Below are 21225 nucleotides of genomic sequence, written 5' to 3'. Positions count from 1 at the left end.
CCCACATTTAGTCCGCGTTCACTTCAATTAGCTGTCCAGCGCCTTGTATTTTTCGCGCAGGTGGTTACGGATCCACACGGCCGACAAGTTCAGCGTGGCGATCACCAGCACCAGCAGCAGTGCGGTGGCGTACACCAGCGGGCGTGCCGCTTCGACGTTGGGGCTTTGGAAACCGACGTCATAAATATGGAAGCCCAAGTGCATGATCTTCTGGTCCAGGTGCAAGTACGGGTAGTTGCCGTCCAGCGGCAGCGACGGTGCCAGCTTGACCACACCCACCAGCATCAGCGGCGCCACTTCACCGGCGGCGCGGGCCACGGCGAGGATCATGCCGGTCATCATCGCCGGGCTGGCCATCGGCAGCACGATCTTCCACAGCGTTTCCGCCTTGGTTGCGCCGAGTGCCAGGGAACCTTCACGCACGGTGCGGGGAATCCGCGCCAAGCCTTCTTCGGTAGCCACGATCACCACCGGCACCGCCAGCAGCGCCAGGGTCAGCGAGGCCCACAACAGGCCCGGTGTACCGAAGGTCGGCGCCGGCAAGGCTTCGGCGAAGAACAGGCGGTCAACCGAGCCACCCAGTACATACACAAAGAAGCCCAGGCCGAACACGCCGTAAACGATAGCCGGCACACCGGCCAGGTTGTTCACCGCGATCCGGATAATGCGGGTCAGGGTGTTCTGCTTGGCGTATTCACGCAGGTACACCGCCGCCAGCACGCCGAACGGGGTCACGATCATCGCCATGATCAGGGTCATCATCACGGTGCCGAAAATAGCCGGGAAAATCCCGCCTTCAGTGTTGGCTTCCCGTGGGTCGTCGCTCAAGAACTCCCAGACCTTGCTGAAGTAGAACCCCACCTTGGTCAGGGTGCCCATGGCGTTCGGCTGGTAGGCGTGCACCACTTTGCCGATACCGATTTCGATTTCTTTGCCGTTGCCGTCGCGGGCCGTGAGGCTGTCGCGGTTGAACTGGGTGTGCAGGTCGGCCAGGCGTGCTTCGATGTCCTGGTAACGGGCATTCAATTCGGCGCGGCCGGAGTCCATGTCGGCCTGGGCGGCAGCGTCGAGCTTGCCTTCCAGCTCCAGCTTGCGGCCGTGCAGGCGGATGCGTTCCAGGCCTGCGTTGATCGCGCCGATGTCGGTTTTCTCAAGGCTCTTGAGCTGGGCCGCCAACTTGTTCACACGGTCGACGCGGGCTTGCAGCTCCGGCCATGCGGCTTCGCCTTCGGCGATCACCTTGCCGTCCTGCTTGACGTTGACCAGGGTGCCATAGAAGTTGCCCCACTCACGACGTTCGATCGCCATCAGGTTCTTCGGTGTGGTCTGGTCTTTCAACCACTCGCCGACGATCCAGGTGAAGTCGTTGCCATTCAAGTCGCGGTTACCGACCTTGATCAGCTCGCGGGTCATGAATTCCGGGCCTTGGTCCGGCACCGGCAGGCCCGCGCTTTTGAGGCGCTCGCGCGGCACTTCTTCCTTCTGCACCACTTCGCCGATGACGATATGGTTTTCCTGGCCAGGCACGCTGTAGTTGGCCTGGATCAGGTCGGCCGGCCAGAAGTGGCCCAGACCACGCACGGCAATCACGGCCAGCAAACCAATGGTCATGATGACCGCGATGGACACCGCGCCACCGCTGATCCAGACGCCGGGGGCGCCGCTCTTGAACCATCCATTCAGGGAGTTCTGTTTCACAGACTTCTACCTTTCTTAAAGCGACGAGTATTTCTTGCGCAGACGCTGACGGATCAGCTCGGCGAGGGTGTTCATGATGAAGGTGAACAGCAGCAGCACCAGCGCCGAGAGGAACAGCACGCGGTAGTGACTGCCACCGACTTCCGACTCGGGCATCTCCACCGCAACGTTGGCCGCCAATGTGCGCAGGCCTTCGAACAGGTTCATCTCCATCACCGGCGTGTTACCGGTGGCCATCAGCACGATCATGGTTTCACCCACTGCGCGGCCCATGCCGATCATCAGTGCGGAGAAGATGCCTGGGCTGGCGGTCAGGATCACCACGCGGGTCATGGTCTGCCACGGCGTGGCACCCAGGGCCAACGAGCCCAGGGTGAGGCCGCGCGGCACGCTGAACACGGCGTCTTCGGCGATGGAGTAGATGTTCGGGATTACCGCAAAACCCATGGCCAGACCGACTACCAGTGCGTTGCGCTGGTCGTAAGTGATGCCCAGATCGTGGGAGATCCACATGCGCATGTCGCCGCCGAAGAACCAGGTTTCCAGGTACGGGCTCATGTACAGCGAGAGCCAGCCCACAAACAGGATCACCGGAATCAGGATCGCGCTTTCCCAGCCATCCGGTACACGCAGGCGGATCGACTCAGGCAAACGGCTGAAGACAAAACCGGCGACCAGGATGCCAATCGGCAGCAACATCAGCAGGCTGAAAATCCCCGGTAGGTGCCCTTCTACATACGGCGCCAGGAACAGGCCGGCGAAGAAGCCGAGGATCACCGTCGGCATCGCTTCCATCAGTTCGATCACCGGCTTGACCTTGCGGCGCAGGCTCGGGGCCATGAAGTAAGCGGTGTAGATGGCCGCAGCCACCGCCAGTGGCGCCGCCAGCAACATGGCGTAGAACGCAGCCTTCAGGGTACCGAAGGTCAGCGGGGCCAAACTCATTTTGGGTTCGAAGTCGGTGTTGGCGGCGGTCGATTGCCAGACGTACTTAGGTTCGTCGTAGTTTTCGTACCAGACCTTGCTCCACAGCGCGCTCCAGGACACTTCCGGGTGGGGGTTGTCGAGCAGCAGCGGTTGCAGCTTGCCGCCGGCTTCGACGATCACGCGGTTGGCGCGTGGCGACATGCCGAACAGGCCTTGGCCATCCACCACAGGGTCGACCAGCAGGGTGCGATGCGCGGTACTGTGGAACACGCCGAACTTGCCGGACGCGTCCAGCGCGGTGAAGCCTTTGCGACGTTCCTCGGCGGTGATTTCCACGATAGGCGCAGTGCCCATCTGGAAGGTGCGGATTTGCTTCAGGCGTTGCTCGCCGTCCGGGTCACGGGCCATGAACCACTGGGCCAGGCCACCCTTGGAGTTACCGACGATCAGCGAGATACCGCCCACCAACTGAGTGCTGGCAGTGATTTCGGCGTTGCCGTCTTCCAGCAGTTTGTAGCGACCGTTGAGGCTGTTATCGCGCAAGTTGAAGACGTCGGCGAGGGCGCGGCCGTTGACCACATACAGCCACTGCTGGCGTGGGTCGACGAAAATCGCCTTCACCGGTTCGGTCATTTGCGGCAGCTCGATACGCTTCTGCTCGCTGGTGACTTCACCGGTCATCATGTTTTCTTCGCGGCTCAGGCTCAGTACGTTCAAGAACGAACCCGCGGAGCCAGCAACCACCAGCGATGAATCGGTGGCGTTGAGCGCGACGTGCTCCAGCGGGCGGCCCTGCTCGTCAAGGACGATGGGCGTTTCGCCGTAAGGGTATTCAATGGCCGGCGTAATGGTCTTTTTGCCATCCGGGTACGACACTTTATAAGTGTGGCGGAACACCAGGGACTGGCCATTGGACAAACCGAGGATCACCAACGGGCTGCCGGGCTGGTCTTTGCCGATCGAGGCCACAGTGGCGCCCGCAGGCAATGGCAGGTCGACGCGCTTGAGCTCGGCACCGGTGCTCACATCAAAGAACAGCGCCTGGCCCTTGTCGGAAACCCGCATGGCGACTTGGTTCTGTTCTTCGAGGGAGATCATCAACGGCTTGCCGGCGTCCTGCATCCAGGCGGGTGTCAGCGCGTCTTCCTTGGTCAGCGAGGCACCCTGGAACAAAGGCGCAACTACGTAAGCCAGGAAGAAGAAGATCAGGGTGATGGCGCCGAGCACGGCGAGGCCGCCGATCAACACGTACCAGCGGGTCAGGCGATCCTTGAGCGCGCGAATGCGGCGCTTGCGTTGCAGCTCAGGCGTATTGAAATCAATACGCTTGGGGGGAGAAGTCGTCGTCATGGTGGAATTGGCCAGATCATTCATGCGCACACCCTAGCGATCCTGTATGACAGAAAAATGACAATGCAGTGACGCAAGAAATCCGCCGCGTAGCAGGGCTGGCAGCGGATTAAAAAATTAGAGATGCCGGCGGGCTTTTTGTGGGAGCGGGCTTGCTCGCGAAGGCGGTGTGTCAGTCGCCAGATGAGTTGAACGACACACCGTCTTCGCGAGCAAGCCCGCTCCCACAGGGCCCGCTGCTACATCAGGTATTGCAGGCTTACTTGCCGCCTTCTTTCAAACCCAGGTCAGCCAGGGCCTTGGCAGCCACTTTAGCCGGCAGCGGGATGTAACCGTCTTTGACGACCACTTCCTGGCCCTGTTTGGACAGAACCAGCTTCACGAACTCAGCTTCCAGCGGGGCCAGAGGCTTGTTCGGGGCTTTGTTGACGTACACGTAGAGGAAACGCGACAGCGGGTATTTGCCGTTCAGGGCGTTTTCTTCGCTGTCTTCGATGAAGTCAGTGCTGCCTTTTTTGGCCAGAGCCACGGTCTTCACGCTAGCGGTTTTGTAGCCGATGCCCGAGTAACCGATGCCGTTCAGCGAGGAGCTGATCGACTGCACGACCGAAGCCGAGCCGGGTTGTTCGTTGACGTTTGGCTTGTAGTCGCCTTTGCACAGGGCTTCTTCTTTGAAGTAGCCGTAGGTGCCGGACACCGAGTTACGACCAAACAGCTGAACCGGCTTGTTGGCCAGGTCGCCGGTCACACCCAGGTCGCCCCAGGTTTTAACGTCGGCTTTAGCACCGCACAGACGCGTCGAGGAGAAGATCGCGTCGACTTGTTCCATGGTCAGGTGCTGGATCGGGTTGTCCTTGTGTACGAACACGGCCAGGGCATCCACGGCAACCGGGATAGCGGTTGGCTTGTAACCGTACTTCTGCTCGAAGGCCGCCAGTTCGGTGTCCTTCATCTTGCGGCTCATCGGGCCCAGGTTGGAGGTGCCTTCAGTCAGCGCAGGAGGTGCAGTGGCGGAGCCGGCAGCCTGAATCTGGATGTTGACGTTCGGGTATTCCTTTTTGTAACCCTCAGCCCACAGGGTCATCAGGTTAGCCAGGGTATCGGAACCGACGCTGGACAAGTTGCCCGACACACCAGTGGTCTTAACGTAAGCCGGGATTGCCGGATCAACACCAGCGGCCACCGCGTTGGCGGTCGCAACGCCAGCAGCGACAAAAGTCATTGCCGCCATCAAACGTTTCAGTTTCATGCCTTGCTCCTAGCAGATAGGGATAGTTGGATCGGGGCCAAGTATCGGTAGGCCGTGTGAACACTCTATGTCTGGAATATGACAATTAGATGAAAGGCCAGTATTTGTGAAAATCCTGACAGGAAGGGGAAAGTGCAATAAATCCGGGGCTTGCGAGGAGGTTCAGGCGCTTGGAGCGATGTTTCAGAAACACTCTGTAATCTATGCTGGAATTGATCATTCCCACGCTCTGCGTGGGAACGCATCCAGTGACGCTCTGCGTCACGACCTTCAAAAGCGGACGCAGAGCGTCCAGGCCGGCATTCCCACGCAGAGCGTGGGAACGATCATTCAGCGCCCGCGCTTCCACAGGTAGCCACCGACCGCTATCCCCATCACGCACAGGACAGCCACGTAATAAGCAGGACCCATCGGACTTTCCTTCATCAGCAGCGATACCGCCAATGGCGTCAGGCCGCCGAATACGGCGTAGGCGACGTTGTAGGAGAACGATAAGCCGCTGAAACGCACCACCGGCGGGAATGCTTTCACCATCACGTAAGGCACTACACCGATGGTGCCCACAAACAGGCCGGTCAACGCGTACAGCGGGAACAACCAGTCCGGGTGGGCCATCAGGCTGTGATACAGCGTCCAGGAGGTGGCCAGCAACAACGCGCAACCGGTGACCAAAACGCGACCGGCACCAAAACGGTCAGCCAGCGCGCCGGAAGCGATACAGCCCAGGCTCAGCGTAACGATCGCCAGGCTGTTGGCTTGCAGCGCTACCGTCGGGCTGAAGTGGTAAACGGTTTGCAGCACGGTCGGGGTCATCAGGATGACCACAACCACACCCGCCGACAGCAACCACGTCAGCAGCATCGACAGCACAATGGCGCCACGGTGGTCACGCAGTACCGCGCGCAACGGCAGCTCGGCAGCCAGGGTTTTGCGCTGCTGCATCTCAGCGAAGATCGGTGTTTCATGCAGCCAACGGCGCAAGTACACCGACAGCAGGCCGAACACACCGCCCAGCAGGAACGGGATACGCCACGCGTAATCCGAGACCTGCTCCGGGGTATAAAGGGAGTTGATGGCGGTCGCCACCAGCGAACCCAGCAAAATACCGGCGGTGAGGCCGCTGGTCAGGGTGCCGCAGGCATAGCCGATGTGGCGCGGCGGCACGTGTTCGGAAACAAACACCCAGGCGCCCGGTACTTCGCCGCCAATGGCGGCGCCCTGGATGACGCGCATCAGCAGCAGCAATAGCGGCGCCCACAGGCCGATCTGTGCGTAGGTCGGCAGCAGGCCCATGATCAGGGTCGGCACGGCCATCATGAAGATGCTCAGGGTGAACATTTTTTTGCGGCCCAGCAGGTCACCGAAGTGCGCCATGATGATGCCGCCCAGCGGGCGTGCCAGGTAGCCGGCGGCGAAGATGCCGAAGGTCTGCATCATGCGCAGCCATTCGGGCATGTCGACGGGGAAAAACAGCTTCCCGACCACGGTGGCGAAAAATACAAAGATAATGAAATCGTAGAATTCCAGCGCCCCGCCCAAGGCAGACAGCGACAGGGTTTTGTAGTCGTTGCGGGTCAGCGGGCGCGAAGGTTGCGCGCTGCTTGCAGGCACGGAGGACATGGCAAGGCTTCTCTTATTGTCAGGACGGCGAACGCGAGACCCCGGCAGGCGCCGGGGTCGGTTCGGCACGATAACAAATCGCCCGCAAAAGCACAGCGTTGCTTGACGCCCGCGTTTCCAAAGGCAGTCCCCGATAGCAGGCCGTGCCAGCGTGCACGGCGCTCGCGGGAACGGTGGGCATGTCGGGCTTCTCTTCCAAAGGTGCTGACCCGACTAACAGCCCGGACGCCGTAAATAATCCCGGCGATAGGCACAGTTTCTGCAAAAAGCCGCGATACAGCGCAGATTTGCCGACCAAATGAGCTTGCGGAGGTCGTCGTCGCCACAGGGTCTCGATATACTCGGCCCGTGCGAGCGCCAAACCCGCTGTCTTGAGGGGCTGCTGTGCCAAAACGTTGTTGGATGACCCTCAGGTTAGGTTCCAGCCGCTTTGGCAGAGTTTCCCTTTAGTGCGCCTTACGAGAAACGTATCGAGCGGTGTAGGTTGGTGCTGAAACGTTTTTCCAGAAGACGGCTATCCACTTGAAACACCCATGAAGCGTTACGGGTCAGAGGCACCCTCGGCATGATTGAACTCGAACAAGAAGATCCTATCCCGCAAGGCGATCTCGCCTTGCAAATCACCGCGCTGCCGCGTGAAACAAACGGTTTTGGCGATATCTTCGGCGGCTGGCTGGTCGCGCAGATGGACCTGGCCGGCACGGCCATGGCCAGCAAGGTCGCCGGCGGCCGCGTGGCCACCGTAGCGATTGATCGCATGGCGTTCCTGGTGCCGGTGGCCGTCGGCGCGCAGTTGTCTTTCTACACGCAGGCCCTGGAAATCGGCCGCAGCTCGATCCAGATGATGGTCGAAGTGTGGAGCGACGACCCGCTGTCGAGTGAATGGCGCAAAGTCACCGAGGCGGTGTTTGTGTTCGTCGCCATCGATGGCAGCGGCCGCACACGTTCGGTACCGTCGCGCGCGCGTTAAACCTCACCGGGTTTTGACGGTCAATTGCCCCATTGCCTGCCATAAAGAGTGCTTTGTATGCCTGTGCCCCACGTTGAAAGCGTAAAAATCGACGAGTTGGACTGCTGGCGCATTCGCCACAATGGCGCTGAATTGATGGTGGCCCAACAGGGCGCGCACCTCTTCAGTTACCAGCGCCAGGGCGAACAGCCGCTGATCTGGCCGAACCCTGCGGCGGTGTACAAGCAAGGCAAGGGCATCCGTACCGGCGTGCCGGTGTGCTGGCCATGGTTTGGTGTGTTTGACCGCAACCCGCAGAGCGTCAAGGCGATGCGCCAGAGCGAGCAACCGGCCGGCGCCCATGGTTTTGTGCGCACGGCACAGTGGGAGCTGGCTGCGAGCGAACTCGAAGGCCAAGCGCTGCGGGTGGATTTGGTGCTGCCGGTTCCCGAGGGCGGCTTCCCCGGCTGGCCGCATCAGGTCGACCTGACACTGAGCCTGCTGTTGGACGATCAACTGCACATCCACCTGACCAGCCACAACCGTGGCACCGACATCGTGACGCTCAGCCAGGCGCTGCACACGTATTTCGCCGTGAGTGACGTGCGCAAGGTGCAGGTCGAAGGGCTGGATGGGCTGGCGTATATCGACACTGCCGATGGCTGGGCCGAGAAGAAGCAGTCCGGTCTGCTGCACTTCAGTGCCGAGACTGACCGTATCTACCTGGATACTCCGGCGCAGCTCGATATCGTCGATACAGATTGGCAGCGTCGCATCCAACTGACCGCCGAGGGTTCGAACTCCACCGTGATCTGGAACCCATGGACCGAACGCGCCAAGGCGTTTGACGACATGGCCGATGATGGCTGGCAGGGCATGCTGTGCATCGAGACGGCCAATGTGCTGGATGATGTGGTGAGCTTGGCGCCGGGTCAAAGCCATACTTTGGGCGTAAGCATCACCAGTATCGGCCTGTAAACCCAATCAAAAATGTGGGGCTTGTGTGGGAGCTGGCTTGCCTGCGATAGCATCACCTCGGTTTCACTGATACACCGAGGTGCCTGAATCGCAGGCAAGCCCGCCCCCACATTGGGTTCTGCGTCATGATCTAGAGATCGGATTCTTTGACTACCCTGACCTTCCCCGCATCCAGCGCATACGCCGCATCTGCCAGGTCATTGTTGACCTTCTCCACCTTCAACGTGCCCGTCACCCACAGCGGCGTGTAGATATCATCCAGCTTCAGCCCCTTGGGATAACGCACCAGCACCAACTGGTTAGGCGGCGGTGGCGGTACGTGGATGCAGGCGCCTGGGTACGGCACCAGGAAAAACAGGGTGCTGCGGCCCTTGGCATCGGTTTCCAACGGTACCGGGTAACCGCCGATGCGGATGTTCTTGCCGTTCATGGCGGCCACGGTCTTGGTCGAGTACATCACCGCCGGCAGGCCTTTGCTCTGCTTCAAGCCACCTTTGTCGGTGAACGTGCCTTGGGCTTCGGGGGAGTTGTGGTCGATCTCGGGCATGGCTTCGAGGGCTTTCTGGTCTGAAAGCGGCATCAGGTCGAGCCAGTCGGTTTCCGGCAGTTCACCGGCGTGCGCCAGGCCTGAGCCCAGCAGGAGGAGTGTGAATAAAAGACGGCGCATGAATAAGCTCGGCAAGTTCAGATGCCGAGCATTCTAGCCCTCTGCGCCTGCGCAGCGCAGAGGGCTTTGTCGCTTAGATCATTTCTTTCTCAGCAGGCCGTAGATCACCAGCAACACGATGGCGCCGATCAGCGCGCCGAGGAAGCCCGCGCCTTGACCCGCCTGGTAGATGCCCAGGGCTTGACCACCGTAGGTGGCGACCAGGGAACCTGCAATACCCAGCAGGATGGTCATGATCCAGCCCATGCTGTCGTCGCCAGGCTTGAGGAAACGCGCCAGCAGGCCGACGATCAAGCCGATAAAAATGGTTCCAATGATACCCATGGCATTTCCCTCTGAATGAAGTGAACTACACGAAAGCCTAGTCAGACTTTAGCGTCCTGCAATCAGAGAGGCGGCGATAACCAATGGTTCCCGCCGCCCTCAAGGTTATTGCTCGGCGATCAGCGCTTCGACCTTGAGAATCTGCGCCTCAAGGGTCGCACGGTCCTTGCAGCGCAGGTTGGCGTGGCCAACTTTACGCCCGACTTTGAAAGCCTTGCCGTAGTGGTGCAGGTGGCAGTCATCAATGGCGATGACTTTTTCTACCGGTGGCACTGCACCGATAAAGTTGAGCATGGCGCTCTCGCCGACCTTGGCCGTGGAACCCAACGGCAAGCCCGCCACCGCCCGCAGGTGGTTTTCGAACTGGCTGCACTCGGCGCCTTCGGTGGTCCAGTGCCCGGAGTTGTGCACGCGCGGGGCGATTTCGTTGGCCTTGAGGCCGCCGTCGACTTCAAAGAACTCAAACGCCATCACGCCGACGTAATCCAGCTGCTTGAGTACGCGGCTGGAATAGTCTTCGGCCAAGGCCTGCAACGGGTGGTCGGTGCTGGCCACGGACAGCTTGAGGATGCCGCTGTCGTGGGTGTTGTGCACCAACGGGTAAAAGCGGGTCTCGCCGTCACGGGCACGCACGGCGATCAGCGACACTTCACCGGTGAACGGCACAAAGCCTTCCAGCAGGCAGGCGACACTGCCCAGTTCGGCAAAGGTGCCAACCACATCGGCAGCGGTGCGCAGGACTTTCTGGCCCTTGCCGTCATAACCCAGGGTGCGGGTCTTGAGCACGGCTGGCAGGCCGATGCTGGCGACGGCGGCGTCCAGGTCCGCCTGGGACTGGATATCGGCGAAGGCCGGGGTCGGGATGCCCAGGTCCTTGAACATGCTCTTCTCGAACCAGCGGTCGCGAGCGATGCGCAAGGCTTCGGCGCTCGGGTACACCGGCACGAATTGCGACAGGAAGGCCACGGTTTCGGCCGGGACGCTTTCGAATTCGAAGGTCACCAGGTCGACTTCATCGGCCAGTTGGCGCAGATGGTCCGGGTCGCTGTAGTCAGCGCGCAGGTGTTCACCCAGGGCCGCCGCGCAGGCGTCCGGCGCCGGGTCCAGGAAAGCGAAGTTCATCCCCAGCGGGGTGCCCGCCAAGGCCAGCATGCGACCCAGTTGGCCGCCACCGATTACACCGATTTTCATCAATCAATACCTTCAGGCGATACGTGGGTCTGGGTTGTCCAACACGCTGTCTGTCTGCTCAGCACGGAATTTTTTCAGCACCGCATGGAACTGCGGGTGCTTGGCGCCCAGGATGCTGGCGGACAGCAACGCGGCGTTGATCGCGCCGGCCTTGCCGATTGCCAGGGTCGCCACCGGAATACCGGCCGGCATCTGCACGATGGACAGCAGCGAATCCACGCCCGAGAGCATCGACGACTGCACCGGCACGCCGAGCACTGGCAGGTGGGTCTTGGCCGCACACATGCCTGGCAGGTGCGCCGCACCGCCGGCACCGGCGATGATCACCTCGATGCCACGGGATTCTGCTTCATCGGCATACTGGAACAGCAAATCCGGGGTGCGGTGGGCAGAGACCACCTTCACTTCATACGGAATGCCGAGTTTTTCCAGCATATCGGCGGTGTGGCTAAGGGTGGACCAATCGGACTTGGAGCCCATGATCACGCCAACCAATGCACTCATCGTCGTGCCTCTTCTCTCTGGGCGCCCGCAGGCGCGTCAAAAAACAACAAGCCACGCGGGAAATCCGGCGTGGCTTGGTGTACGAATTAAGGCCGGTTAGACCGGCCGAAGGCCGCGCAGTATACCGTAATAATCCAGATAAACAGCCCCTTGGAAGACCGCCCGTCACAGGCCTGACCAATCGCACAAACTGACTTAAAAGTCAGGCAGGCGCTGACGACGCTCCGAATGTGCTTGAAAGATCGAACAGAGTTATTGAGCAACACTTTGTAGGAAATAAACACTTGAACACAGATGTTAACAAGTAAGCGTTTTACATGCCCGGCGTGATTGCTTTATTAAATAAGCCTTTAAGCCGATAGAGAGCGCTAGTCATGCAATCCATTAACAGATCACCCTTTGACTTCTGGCACGTTGCAAAACCCGGCGGCCCCCTACTTGCCAGCACTGAAAAAAAACCTGTTGAAATACAAGTTATCTTGCATGAGAGCATCAGGCTCACTCAGTCGCAGAAAGACCGAATGCAAAAAAACTTCAACCTGATCCAGTCTGAATTTAAAAAATATGCCGGGCGCGAGGTCAAGTTCAACGTCGATCATTACTCACATCTGCGTGGCTTCAGCAAAGGCGGCGACAAGCTCAGCGACCTGAACTCACAGGTCGACTATTTGAAGCGCCAACAGAAGCAACAGGCCACCGACAACTCGGAAGGACTCAAAAAATATTTGTTTATTACGCCAAAAAGTGAAGACGGTCACCCTGGATCAGGCGCTCCGGGCTTGGACGCCGGCATTGCTGCATTGAATGACGACAGGGGAATTGCCCACGCCGTAGGGCTTATGTTCGGCGCCAAACCAAGCGACGCCGAAGTTAACTATCATTTCCCTTGGTGGTATGAAACTGTTATGAACGATAGTAGTGTTTCAACAATGCACGCAAACGATTACCGCTTCAGCGATAAGAACCGAACAAACATCCGCACCTATCTAAACAAGTTCAGCTGACACACCATATTTACATCAGACGTCGGCGACTTCACTTGCTCATCCAGAAGTCGCCCCCGCAGCACCACCTTCAAGTTTACGCCACAACAACCGCACGTTCGCCTTGCGCACCAACGCGCAGCGATACAGGCGAATCTCCAGCGGCACGTGCCACTGCGGGCCGCCGCACACCACCAGTTCGCCCCGCGCCAGTTCGGCACGCACGCTCAACTGCGGCACCCAGGCGATACCCAAGCCTTCAAGGGCCATGCTCTTGAGACTGTCTGCCATGGCAGTTTCGTAAATGGTGGTGAAACGCAGGGCGCGCTGACGCAGCAGCAAATTTACCGAGCGACCGAGAAAGGCGCCGGCACTGTAGGCCAGCAACGGCACACTGCCCTCACCTTCCAGGTCGAACATCGGTTTGCCGTCGGCATCGGCGGCGCACACCGGGAGCATTTCGGTGTTACCCAGGTGCAGCGACGGGAAGATTTCCGCGTCCATCTGCATGGCCGCATCCGGGTCGTAGAACGCCAGCATCAAGTCGCAGCCGCCTTCGCGCAGGGCGTGCACCGCATCGCCAACGTTGGTGGCGACCAGCCGGGTGGCGATATTCAAGCCCTCATTGCGCAGTTGCGCGATCCAGCGCGGGAAGAAACCCAATGCCAGGGAGTGGGCAGCGGCCACTTGCATGACTTCGCCCTGCCCGCCTTCCAGATGATGCAAATGGCGCAGCACTTCACCGAGCTGCTCGACCACGGTACGCGCCGTCACCAGGAACAACTGCCCCGCCGCCGTCAGCTCGACGGGCGTGCGCGAACGGTTGACCAGCGTCAGGCCCAACGCAGCTTCAAGGCTGCGGATCCGTCGGCTGAACGCCGGCTGGGTAACAAAGCGCCGCTCCGCCGCCTGGGAAAAGCTGCGGGTGGCCGCCAGGGCGCTGAAGTCTTCCAGCCATTTGCTCTCAAGGTTCATCACTTCCTCCCACGGGTATGCACCATTTTGGCACACACGCCCGCCATGATAACCGGGTCACACCTACATTATGCCGTTTGTGCATAGGCCAGTGCTTAACAGCATTGGCCCAAAAACTTCTACAAGCCTAGCATTCGCAGCGTTCCGGCCTGTTCCGGGTCCATATCGAGATGATTTCCGTCATGTCCTCCGCTGCATCTTTCCGTACCGAAAAAGACCTGCTTGGCGTACTCGAAGTACCGGCTCAAGCGTATTACGGCATCCAGACCCTGCGAGCGGTGAACAACTTCCGCCTCTCGGGCGTTCCGATTTCGCATTACCCGAAATTGGTGGTCGGCCTGGCAATGGTCAAGCAAGCAGCCGCTGACGCCAACCGCGAGTTGGGCCAGCTCAGCGAAGCCAAGCACGCTGCCATCAGCGAAGCTTGTGCCCGTCTGATCCGCGGCGATTTCCACGAAGAGTTCGTGGTGGACATGATTCAAGGCGGCGCCGGCACTTCAACCAATATGAATGCCAACGAAGTCATCGCCAACATCGCGTTGGAGGCCATGGGCCACAACAAGGGCGAGTACCAGTACCTGCACCCTAACAACGACGTGAACATGGCGCAGTCGACCAACGACGCCTACCCAACCGCGATCCGCCTGGGTCTGCTGCTGGGCCATGACGCGCTGCTGGCCAGCCTCGACAGCCTGATCCAGGCATTCGCCGCCAAAGGTGTCGAGTTCGGCCACGTGCTGAAAATGGGCCGCACCCAATTGCAAGACGCCGTGCCGATGACCCTCGGCCAGGAATTCCGCGCCTTCGCCACCACCCTGGGTGAAGACCTGGCACGCCTGAAAACCCTGGCGCCAGAGCTGCTGACCGAAGTGAACCTGGGCGGCACCGCCATCGGCACCGGCATCAACGCCGACCCACGTTACCAAGCCCTGGCCGTACAACGCCTGGCGCTGATCAGCGGCCAGCCGCTGGTTCCGGCTGCCGACTTGATCGAAGCCACCTCCGACATGGGCGCTTTCGTGCTGTTCTCCGGCATGCTCAAGCGTACTGCGGTGAAGCTGTCGAAGATCTGCAACGACCTGCGCCTGCTGTCCAGCGGCCCACGCACCGGCATCAACGAGATCAATCTGCCGGCACGCCAGCCAGGCAGCTCGATCATGCCCGGCAAGGTTAACCCGGTGATCCCGGAAGCCGTGAACCAGGTAGCGTTCCAGGTTATCGGTAACGACCTGGCGCTGACCATGGCAGCCGAAGGCGGCCAACTGCAGTTGAACGTGATGGAGCCGCTGATCGCTTTCAAGATCTTCGACTCGATCCGCCTGCTGCAACGCGCCATGGACATGCTGCGCGAGCACTGCATCGTCGGCATCACCGCCAACGAAGCCCGTTGCCGCGAGCTGGTGGAACACTCCATCGGCCTGGTCACCGCGCTGAACCCGTACATCGGCTATGAAAACGCCACCCGCATTGCGCGTATCGCCCTCGAAAGCGGCCGCGGCGTGCTGGAACTGGTGCGCGAAGAAGGTTTGCTCGACGACGCCATGCTCGACGACATCCTGCGCCCCGAAAACATGATTGCCCCACGTTTGGTCCCGCTGAAGGCCTAAGCGTTTGATGCACCGCTCACCAGGTTGAGGGACTAGACACCTCTCACCTTTTGAGGGCCTGAAGGCTCGTTCTTCAGGCCCTTTTTTTTGCCCCAAGGTTGTGAAATGAAGCCCATAAAAAATCCAATATCGCCCTGCAAACCCTCCTTGCCTGCAACCGCCTGGCTGAAACCTTTAATCGCCCCGTGCAGACGGATCACGCTCGCCTAGGTATAGTGCCGCCCCTCTTCGCGTCTGCGGCCGTCGGTAACGAGGCCCGCAGACATCGCGAAAGCGCATGAATAACAACACCCGCAAAAGGATTGGGGTCGAACCGTCGCGCACTGCCTGGTGCTATGCGAGGGCTCGCACCGTCCTGCGTTTGCCATTAGAAAAATCAGCGAGGAACACTCCATGCTCGAAGTCATCAACGACTTCCTCTCAGGGAAAGTACTGATCGTGCTCATTGTCGGGCTCGGCGGTTATTTCACGATCCGCTCGCGTTTCGTACAGTTGCGTCACTTTTTCCACATGTTCTCGGTGTTCAAAGACAGCCTGAAGAGCAGCTCCGGCCAGCTCAGTTCCTTCCAGGCATTGATGCTCAGCCTGGCCGGCCGCGTGGGTGCCGGTAACATCGCCGGTGTCGGCATTGCCGTGACCCTGGGTGGCCCGGGCGCCGTGTTCTGGATGTGGGTCACCGCGCTGGTGGGCATGTCCTCGAGCTTTATCGAGTGCTCCCTCGGCCAGTTGTACAAGCGCACCGATGCCGAAGGCACCTACCGCGGCGGCCCGGCGTATTACATCCAGCACGGTTTGCAGAAGCGCTGGCTGGGTATGGTCATGGCGTTCCTGTTGCTGGTGACTTTCGGTTTCGCCTTCAACGGCCTGCAAGCCCACGCCGTGACTCACTCGCTGAACAACGCCTTCGGCCTGGACACCACCTACACCGGCCTGGCGCTGGCGGTATTGCTGGGCCTGGTATTCATCGGCGGGATCAAGCGCATCGCTTCGATTGCCGACCTGCTGGTGCCGGTCAAGACCCTGGTCTACATCGCTGTGACCCTGTACGTGATCGTGCTGCAATTCGACCACGTACCGGCCATGCTCGCGACCATCGTCAAGAGCGCGTTCGGCCTCGACCAAGCCTTCGGTGGCCTGGTGGGCAGCGCGATCATCATGGGTGTGAAGCGCGGCGTGTTCGCCAACGAAGCAGGTTTAGGCAGTGCGCCTAACGTGGCCGCGGTGGCCTCGGTAGAACACCCGATCGCCCAAGGCGTGGTCCAGGCGTTCAGCGTGTTCCTCGACACGTTCGTGATCTGTACCTGCACCGCGTTGCTGATCCTGCTCTCCGGCTTCTACACCCCGGGCTTTGAAGGCGACGGCATTGCCCTGACCCAGAACTCCCTGGCGGCGGTAGTCGGTGACTGGGGCCGCATGTTTATCTCGGTGGCCCTGGCGTTGTTCGTGTTCACCTCGATCATGTACAACTACTACCTGGGCGAGAGCAACCTGCGCTTCCTGGTGGGCAACAACCGCAAGGTGCTGATGGGCTACCGCGCGCTGGTGCTGGTGCTGATTTTCTGGGGTTCGATCGAGAACCTGAGCACCGTGTTCGCCTTTGCCGACATCACCATGACCCTGCTCGCGTTCGTGAACCTGTTCGCCCTGGCGTTCCTGTTCAAGATTGCCATGCGCATCCTCAATGACTACGACAACCAGCGCGCTGCGGGCATCAAGACGCCGGTGTTCGACTCCAGCCAGTTCCCCGACCTGGACCTGGACCGCAAGGCCTGGCCGGCCAACCCGGCAAAGCCGCAAGCAGTCGCCTCGGCTGAACTGAGCGCTCAAGCGCAACGTTAATCACCGCTAGATGACACGCCGCCCGGCCTTGGGCATGCTCTGGGCCCGGCGGCGTTTTTCGTTCAGGAGATTTTTCATGCAACCAGCTAACAACGTGATGGTGCTCTACACCGGCGGCACCATTGGCATGCAAGCCAGCGCCAACGGCCTGGCACCGGCGTCGGGTTTTGAGGCGCGCATGCGCGAACAGCTCGCCGATGCAGCAGTGCCCACCTGGCGCTTTCAAGAGATGTCGCCACTGATCGACAGCGCCAACATGACGCCCACCTATTGGCAGCATCTGCGCAGCGCCGTGGTTGAAGCCGTGGACGCAGGCTGCGATGCGGTGCTGATCCTGCACGGCACCGACACCCTGGCCTACAGCGCGGCAGCCATGAGCTTTCAACTGCTGGGCCTGCCGGCGCCGGTAGTCTTCACCGGCTCCATGTTGCCGGCCGGCGTGCCCGACAGCGATGCCTGGGAAAACGTCAGCGGTGCATTGACGGCCTTGGGCGAAGGCCTGGCGCCGGGTGTGCAGCTGTACTTCCACGGCGCGCTGATGGCACCGACCCGTTGCGCGAAAATCCGCAGCTTCGGTCGCCATCCGTTCGCAGCCTTGCAGCGCAATGGCGGCGTCGCCCAGGCCGACATGATCCCGGCCGCCCTGCATTACCGCCAGCCCAAAGCCTTGGCCAATGTGGGCGTGTTGCCGCTAGTGCCAGGCATCGCCGCCGCGCAACTGGATGCGTTGATCGACAGCGGCATCCAGGCGCTGGTGCTGGAATGCTTCGGCAGCGGCACCGGGCCGAGCGATAACCCTGATTTCCTCGCCAGCCTCAAACGTGCGCAGGCGCTGGGCGTGACCGTCGTGGCAATCACCCAATGCCATGAAGGCGGCGTGGAGCTGGACGTATACGAAGCCGGCAGCCGCTTGCGTGGCGTGGGCGTGCTGTCCGGTGGCGGCATGACCCGCGAAGCGGCGTTCGGCAAGCTCAATGCGCTGCTCGGCGCCGGGCTTGAGGCCAGCGAAGTGCGCCGTCTGGTGGAACTGGACCTGTGCGGCGAACTGAGCTGACCGGCATGTAACTTGCTGCCCTTCCAGCCATCCCCTGGCTGGAAGTTCCCATGCTGCACTCCCACCTCACCACCCTCAATGCTGTTTCGCTGGTGCTCAATACCTTCAAAGGTTTGCCCCATGAGGCACTGCTGGCCGGCAGCGGCATCTGTGCGGCGGACTTGAGCCGGGCCGACACGCGCATCACCACCAATCAGGAAATGCGCGTGTGCGCCAATGCCGTGGCCCTGCGTCGCGATGTCGGCCTGGAGCTGGGCGCACAAATGCATGTGTCGGCCTACGGCATGCTCGGTTACGCCCTGCTCACCAGTGCCACCTTTGGTGACGCGTTACGCTTGGCCCTGCGGTATCCGGCGCTGTTGGGAACACTGTTCGAGCTGAGCCTTGAAGAGGACGGCGAGCGCATCTGGTTCACCGCCGGCGACTACCGGGAAACCCCCAGCCTGGAAATGTTCAACGTCGAGCTGTGCCTGGCGTCATTGAAAGTGATCTGCGACGACCTGCTCGGCCAGCCTTTGCCCTTACTGGCTGCGCGCTTCGAACATGACGCCCCCGACTACCGCACGCGCTACGCCGAACGTTTCCCCTGCACGCTGCAATTTCAGGCCACCGCCAATGCCTTTGCCTTCGACAAACACTGGCTGGACCAACCTCTGCCCCTGGCCGACGCCATCACCCACCAGGCCATGGCCGAGCGTTGCCGTAAACAAAACCTGGAGTTCACCGGGCGCCAGGCCTGGCTCGGCAGAATTCGCCAACTGCTCATCGCACAGCTCAACGCCGCGCCCGGCCTGGAGGGTTTGGCCGAGCAGATGAACTGTTCAGCGCGCACCCTGCGCCGACACCTGCATGACCTGGGCTGCAGCTACCAGGAGCTGCTGGACGAGTTGCGCTTCGAACGCGCCAAGCAACTGCTGGCTGAGGACCAGTGGCCGATCTACCGGATTGCCGAGGCACTGGGCTTCAGCGAAACGGCGAGTTTCAGGCATGCCTTTGTGCGTTGGAGTGGCGTGGCACCGAGCCAGTTTCGCGCATGATGCTTCATTGAGGGGCGAATTCAGGACAGATAATTTGGCCATAATTATCCCCTTTTGGCCGCTCCTGCCGTTCTCTTAAAGCACGCCCGCCGCAAGACTGGATCCACCGATACAGCCTGCGGAGAACAACAAATGCTGACGATCTACTCGGACGATCACCACCTGCACCATGGCCGCTGTGAGTTGATGGACGGGCAACTGATGCCCTGCTTTGAAATGCCCTCGCGCGCCGACCACGTGTTGCAACGGGTCAAAGACCGCGAACTGGGCCCGGTGCACGCACCGCAGGATTTCGGCCTGGCGCCGCTGCAGCGTATCCATAGCCACGACTACCTCGACTTCTTCCAGGGCGCCTGGCAGCGCTGGACCGAATTCGGCCAGGACGGCGATTTGCTGCCCTACACCTGGCCCGCGCGCACGCTGCGCCGGGTGATCCCCACAAGCCTGCATGGCCAGCTCGGCTATTACAGTTTCGACGGCGGCGCGCCGATTACTGCCGGCACCTGGCAAGCGGCCTACAGCGCGGCGCAAGTTGCCCTCACGGCGCAACAGGCCATCCAGAACGGCGCCCACAGTGCCTTCGCCCTGTGCCGCCCGCCCGGGCACCACGCCGCAGGTGATTTGATGGGGGGTTACTGCTACCTCAACAACGCCGCCATTGCCGCCCAGGCCTTCCTCGACCAGGGCCACAAACGCGTCGCGATCCTGGATGTGGATTACCACCACGGCAACGGCACCCAGTCGATTTTTTACGCCCGCAGCGACGTGTTGTTCACCTCGATTCATGGCCACCCGGAAGCGGAGTTTCCGTTTTTCCTCGGCTATGCCGACGAGCTGGGCGAAGGTGACGGCGCAGGCTTCAATTTCAACTACCCACTGCCGGCCGGTTCCGGTTGGGCAGCCTGGAGTGCTGCACTGGAACAAGCCTGCACCGAGATCCAACGCTATGGCGCCGACATCATCGTCGTGTCCCTGGGCGTGGACACGTTCAAGGACGACCCTATCTCGCAGTTCAAGCTCGACAGCCCGGACTACCTGGCCATGGGCGCGCGCATTGCCCGGTTGGGCAAGCCCACGCTGTTTGTGATGGAAGGCGGCTACGCGGTGGAAGAAATCGGCATCAACGCCGTCAACGTCCTCGAAGGTTTTGAAGGAGCAGCCCAATGAACAGGCTCAAGTCGCTCGTCCTCTGTGCCGCCGTCCTCAGCGGCGCGGCTCACGCCGAAGAGAAAACCCTCAAGGTCTACAACTGGTTCGACTACATCACGCCCAAAGCCCTGGAAGACTTCAAGGCGCAGAACCCCGCTATCAAATTGGTCTACGACATCTTCGACACCAACGAAGCGCTGGAAGCCAAGCTGCTCACCGGCAATTCCGGCTATGACGTGGTGGTACCGTCCAATGTGTTCCTGGCCAAGCAGATCGAAGCCGGCGTGTTCCAGCCGCTGGACCGCAGCAAGCTGCCAAACTGGAACCACCTCGATCCCAAGCTGATGAAGTTGATTGAGGCTAACGATCCGGGCAACAAGTTCGCGGTGCCCTACATGTACGGCACCATCCTCATTGGCTTCAACCCGGCCAAGGTCAAGGCGGCGTTGGGTGACAATGCGCCGGTGGACAGCTGGGATCTGATCTTCAAGGAAGAGAACATCAGCAAGCTCAAGCAGTGCGGCGTGGCGTTGCTGGACTCGCCATCAGAAATCCTGCCGCTGGCTTTGCAGCACCTGGGCCTGGACCCCAACAGCAGCAACCCCAAGGATTATGACAAAGCCGAAGCGCTGCTGATGAAAATCCGCCCGTACATCACCTACTTTCACTCCTCCAAATACATGGCCGACATCGCCAACGGTGATATCTGCGTGGCCGTGGGCTATTCCGGCAGCTTCTCCCAGGCCGCCAACCGCGCCAAAGAAGCCAAGAATGGGGTGACGGTGGACATGCGCCTGCCCAAAGAAGGCGCGCCGATCTGGTTCGACATGCTGGCCATCCCCAAAGGCGCAAAAAACCCGGACGACGCCTACACCTTTATCAACTACCTGCTGCAACCCAATGTGATCGCGCCGGTCAGCGATTTTGTCGGCTACCCCAACCCGAACAAGGACGCCACCGAGCTGGTCGACCCGGCCATTCGCCACAACCCCAACCTGTACCCGACCGAGGCGGCGATGACGACGCTCTATACCCTCAAACCCCTGGACAGCAAAGCCGAACGCGCCAGGACAAGGGCCTGGACCAAGATAAAGTCCGGAAGGTAAAGCGCTCTACAGGCGCAC

General features: G+C 60.7%; 19 protein-coding genes. 9 read left to right on the top strand and 10 right to left on the bottom strand.

Translation table 11 applies throughout. From position 1 onward, the window contains the following. Positions 1 to 27 precede the first annotated feature (27 nt). The 4 genes from pstA to BFP92_RS28710 all read right to left on the bottom strand — a co-directional run bounded on the left by pstA (position 28) and on the right by BFP92_RS28710 (position 6844). The gene (gene pstA, locus BFP92_RS28725) at positions 28 to 1698 is read right to left on the bottom strand and encodes a phosphate ABC transporter permease PstA (RefSeq protein WP_017135800.1); all 1671 of its coding nucleotides are present in this window, start codon (positions 1696 to 1698) and stop codon (positions 28 to 30) included. Positions 1699 to 1713: 15 nt separating this feature from the next. Continuing rightward, on the bottom strand, positions 1714 to 3747 hold the full coding sequence (locus tag BFP92_RS28720; protein WP_170875882.1) for an ABC transporter permease subunit: 2034 nt from the start codon (positions 3745 to 3747) through the stop codon (positions 1714 to 1716). A 487-nt stretch (positions 3748 to 4234) separates the two neighbouring features. Beyond that, positions 4235 to 5224, bottom strand: coding sequence for a phosphate ABC transporter substrate-binding protein PstS (locus tag BFP92_RS28715; protein WP_003213401.1), 990 nt, complete (start codon positions 5222 to 5224; stop codon positions 4235 to 4237). A gap of 330 nt (positions 5225 to 5554) precedes the next feature. Beyond that, complete coding sequence (locus BFP92_RS28710) at positions 5555 to 6844, bottom strand: MFS transporter (RefSeq protein ID WP_065932077.1); 1290 nt, start codon at positions 6842 to 6844, stop codon at positions 5555 to 5557. Between the two features lie 565 nt (positions 6845 to 7409). Between BFP92_RS28710 and BFP92_RS28705 the strand changes: the two genes are divergently transcribed. Both BFP92_RS28705 and BFP92_RS28700 read left to right on the top strand, forming a co-directional pair. Continuing rightward, on the top strand, positions 7410 to 7814 hold the full coding sequence (locus BFP92_RS28705) for an acyl-CoA thioesterase (protein WP_003176975.1): 405 nt from the start codon (positions 7410 to 7412) through the stop codon (positions 7812 to 7814). 57 nt (positions 7815 to 7871) lie between these two features. After that, on the top strand, positions 7872 to 8771 hold the full coding sequence (locus BFP92_RS28700) for a D-hexose-6-phosphate mutarotase (protein WP_065932076.1): 900 nt from the start codon (positions 7872 to 7874) through the stop codon (positions 8769 to 8771). A gap of 130 nt (positions 8772 to 8901) precedes the next feature. Here the strand turns inward: BFP92_RS28700 and BFP92_RS28695 are convergent, their stop codons facing one another. The 4 genes from BFP92_RS28695 to purE all read right to left on the bottom strand — a co-directional run bounded on the left by BFP92_RS28695 (position 8902) and on the right by purE (position 11457). Continuing rightward, positions 8902 to 9438 carry a DUF3299 domain-containing protein gene (locus BFP92_RS28695; protein ID WP_017135795.1) on the bottom strand — a complete coding sequence of 179 codons (537 nt, stop codon included), beginning with the start codon at positions 9436 to 9438 and terminating at the stop codon, positions 8902 to 8904. Positions 9439 to 9516: 78 nt separating this feature from the next. Next, entirely contained in the window at positions 9517 to 9762 is a 246-nt protein-coding gene (locus tag BFP92_RS28690) for a GlsB/YeaQ/YmgE family stress response membrane protein (RefSeq protein WP_015886585.1), read from the bottom strand. 105 nt (positions 9763 to 9867) lie between these two features. Continuing rightward, the gene (locus tag BFP92_RS28685; RefSeq protein WP_065932075.1) at positions 9868 to 10953 is read right to left on the bottom strand and encodes a 5-(carboxyamino)imidazole ribonucleotide synthase; all 1086 of its coding nucleotides are present in this window, start codon (positions 10951 to 10953) and stop codon (positions 9868 to 9870) included. Positions 10954 to 10965: 12 nt separating this feature from the next. Continuing rightward, a complete protein-coding gene (gene purE / locus BFP92_RS28680) occupies positions 10966 to 11457 on the bottom strand; it encodes a 5-(carboxyamino)imidazole ribonucleotide mutase (RefSeq protein WP_003195648.1) in 492 nt (163 codons plus the stop codon). Between the two features lie 374 nt (positions 11458 to 11831). On the opposite strand from purE, the gene BFP92_RS28675 reads away from it, so the two are divergent. After that, positions 11832 to 12461, top strand: a complete 630-nt coding sequence (locus BFP92_RS28675) for a hypothetical protein (protein ID WP_065932074.1) — start codon at positions 11832 to 11834, stop codon at positions 12459 to 12461. Between the two features lie 39 nt (positions 12462 to 12500). Here BFP92_RS28675 and BFP92_RS28670 read toward each other — a convergent pair whose 3' ends face one another. Beyond that, complete coding sequence (locus BFP92_RS28670; RefSeq protein WP_065932073.1) at positions 12501 to 13415, bottom strand: LysR substrate-binding domain-containing protein; 915 nt, start codon at positions 13413 to 13415, stop codon at positions 12501 to 12503. 182 nt (positions 13416 to 13597) lie between these two features. Here BFP92_RS28670 and aspA point away from each other — a divergent pair, with 182 nt between their 5' ends. Beyond that, positions 13598 to 15022, top strand: coding sequence for an aspartate ammonia-lyase (gene aspA / locus BFP92_RS28665; protein WP_017135792.1), 1425 nt, complete (start codon positions 13598 to 13600; stop codon positions 15020 to 15022). 32 nt (positions 15023 to 15054) lie between these two features. Here the strand turns inward: aspA and BFP92_RS31875 are convergent, their stop codons facing one another. Then, a complete protein-coding gene (locus BFP92_RS31875) occupies positions 15055 to 15222 on the bottom strand; it encodes a hypothetical protein (protein ID WP_163005450.1) in 168 nt (55 codons plus the stop codon). Positions 15223 to 15415: 193 nt separating this feature from the next. On the opposite strand from BFP92_RS31875, the gene BFP92_RS28660 reads away from it, so the two are divergent. From BFP92_RS28660 to BFP92_RS28640, 5 genes are all read left to right on the top strand, one after another. Continuing rightward, entirely contained in the window at positions 15416 to 16861 is a 1446-nt protein-coding gene (locus tag BFP92_RS28660) for an alanine/glycine:cation symporter family protein (RefSeq protein ID WP_065932072.1), read from the top strand. Positions 16862 to 16937: 76 nt separating this feature from the next. Beyond that, a complete protein-coding gene (locus BFP92_RS28655) occupies positions 16938 to 17915 on the top strand; it encodes an asparaginase (protein ID WP_065932071.1) in 978 nt (325 codons plus the stop codon). Between the two features lie 50 nt (positions 17916 to 17965). Then, positions 17966 to 18952: an AraC family transcriptional regulator gene (locus BFP92_RS28650; protein WP_065932070.1), complete on the top strand. Its 987-nt coding sequence runs from the start codon at positions 17966 to 17968 to the stop codon at positions 18950 to 18952. A 132-nt stretch (positions 18953 to 19084) separates the two neighbouring features. After that, on the top strand, positions 19085 to 20119 hold the full coding sequence (locus BFP92_RS28645; protein ID WP_065932069.1) for a histone deacetylase family protein: 1035 nt from the start codon (positions 19085 to 19087) through the stop codon (positions 20117 to 20119). Then, positions 20116 to 21207 (top strand): polyamine ABC transporter substrate-binding protein, encoded by a 1092-nt coding sequence (locus BFP92_RS28640; protein WP_065932068.1) that lies wholly within the window; start codon positions 20116 to 20118, stop codon positions 21205 to 21207. The genes BFP92_RS28645 and BFP92_RS28640 overlap by 4 nt, the downstream gene beginning before the upstream one ends. The last annotated feature ends 18 nt before the right edge of the window (positions 21208 to 21225 follow it).

The sequence above is a fragment of the Pseudomonas sp. 58 R 3 genome, assembly GCF_900006605.1.
GTDB classification, from domain to species: Bacteria; Pseudomonadota; Gammaproteobacteria; order Pseudomonadales; family Pseudomonadaceae; genus Aquipseudomonas; species Aquipseudomonas salomonii.
This window is presented reverse-complemented; position numbering and strand designations above follow the sequence as displayed.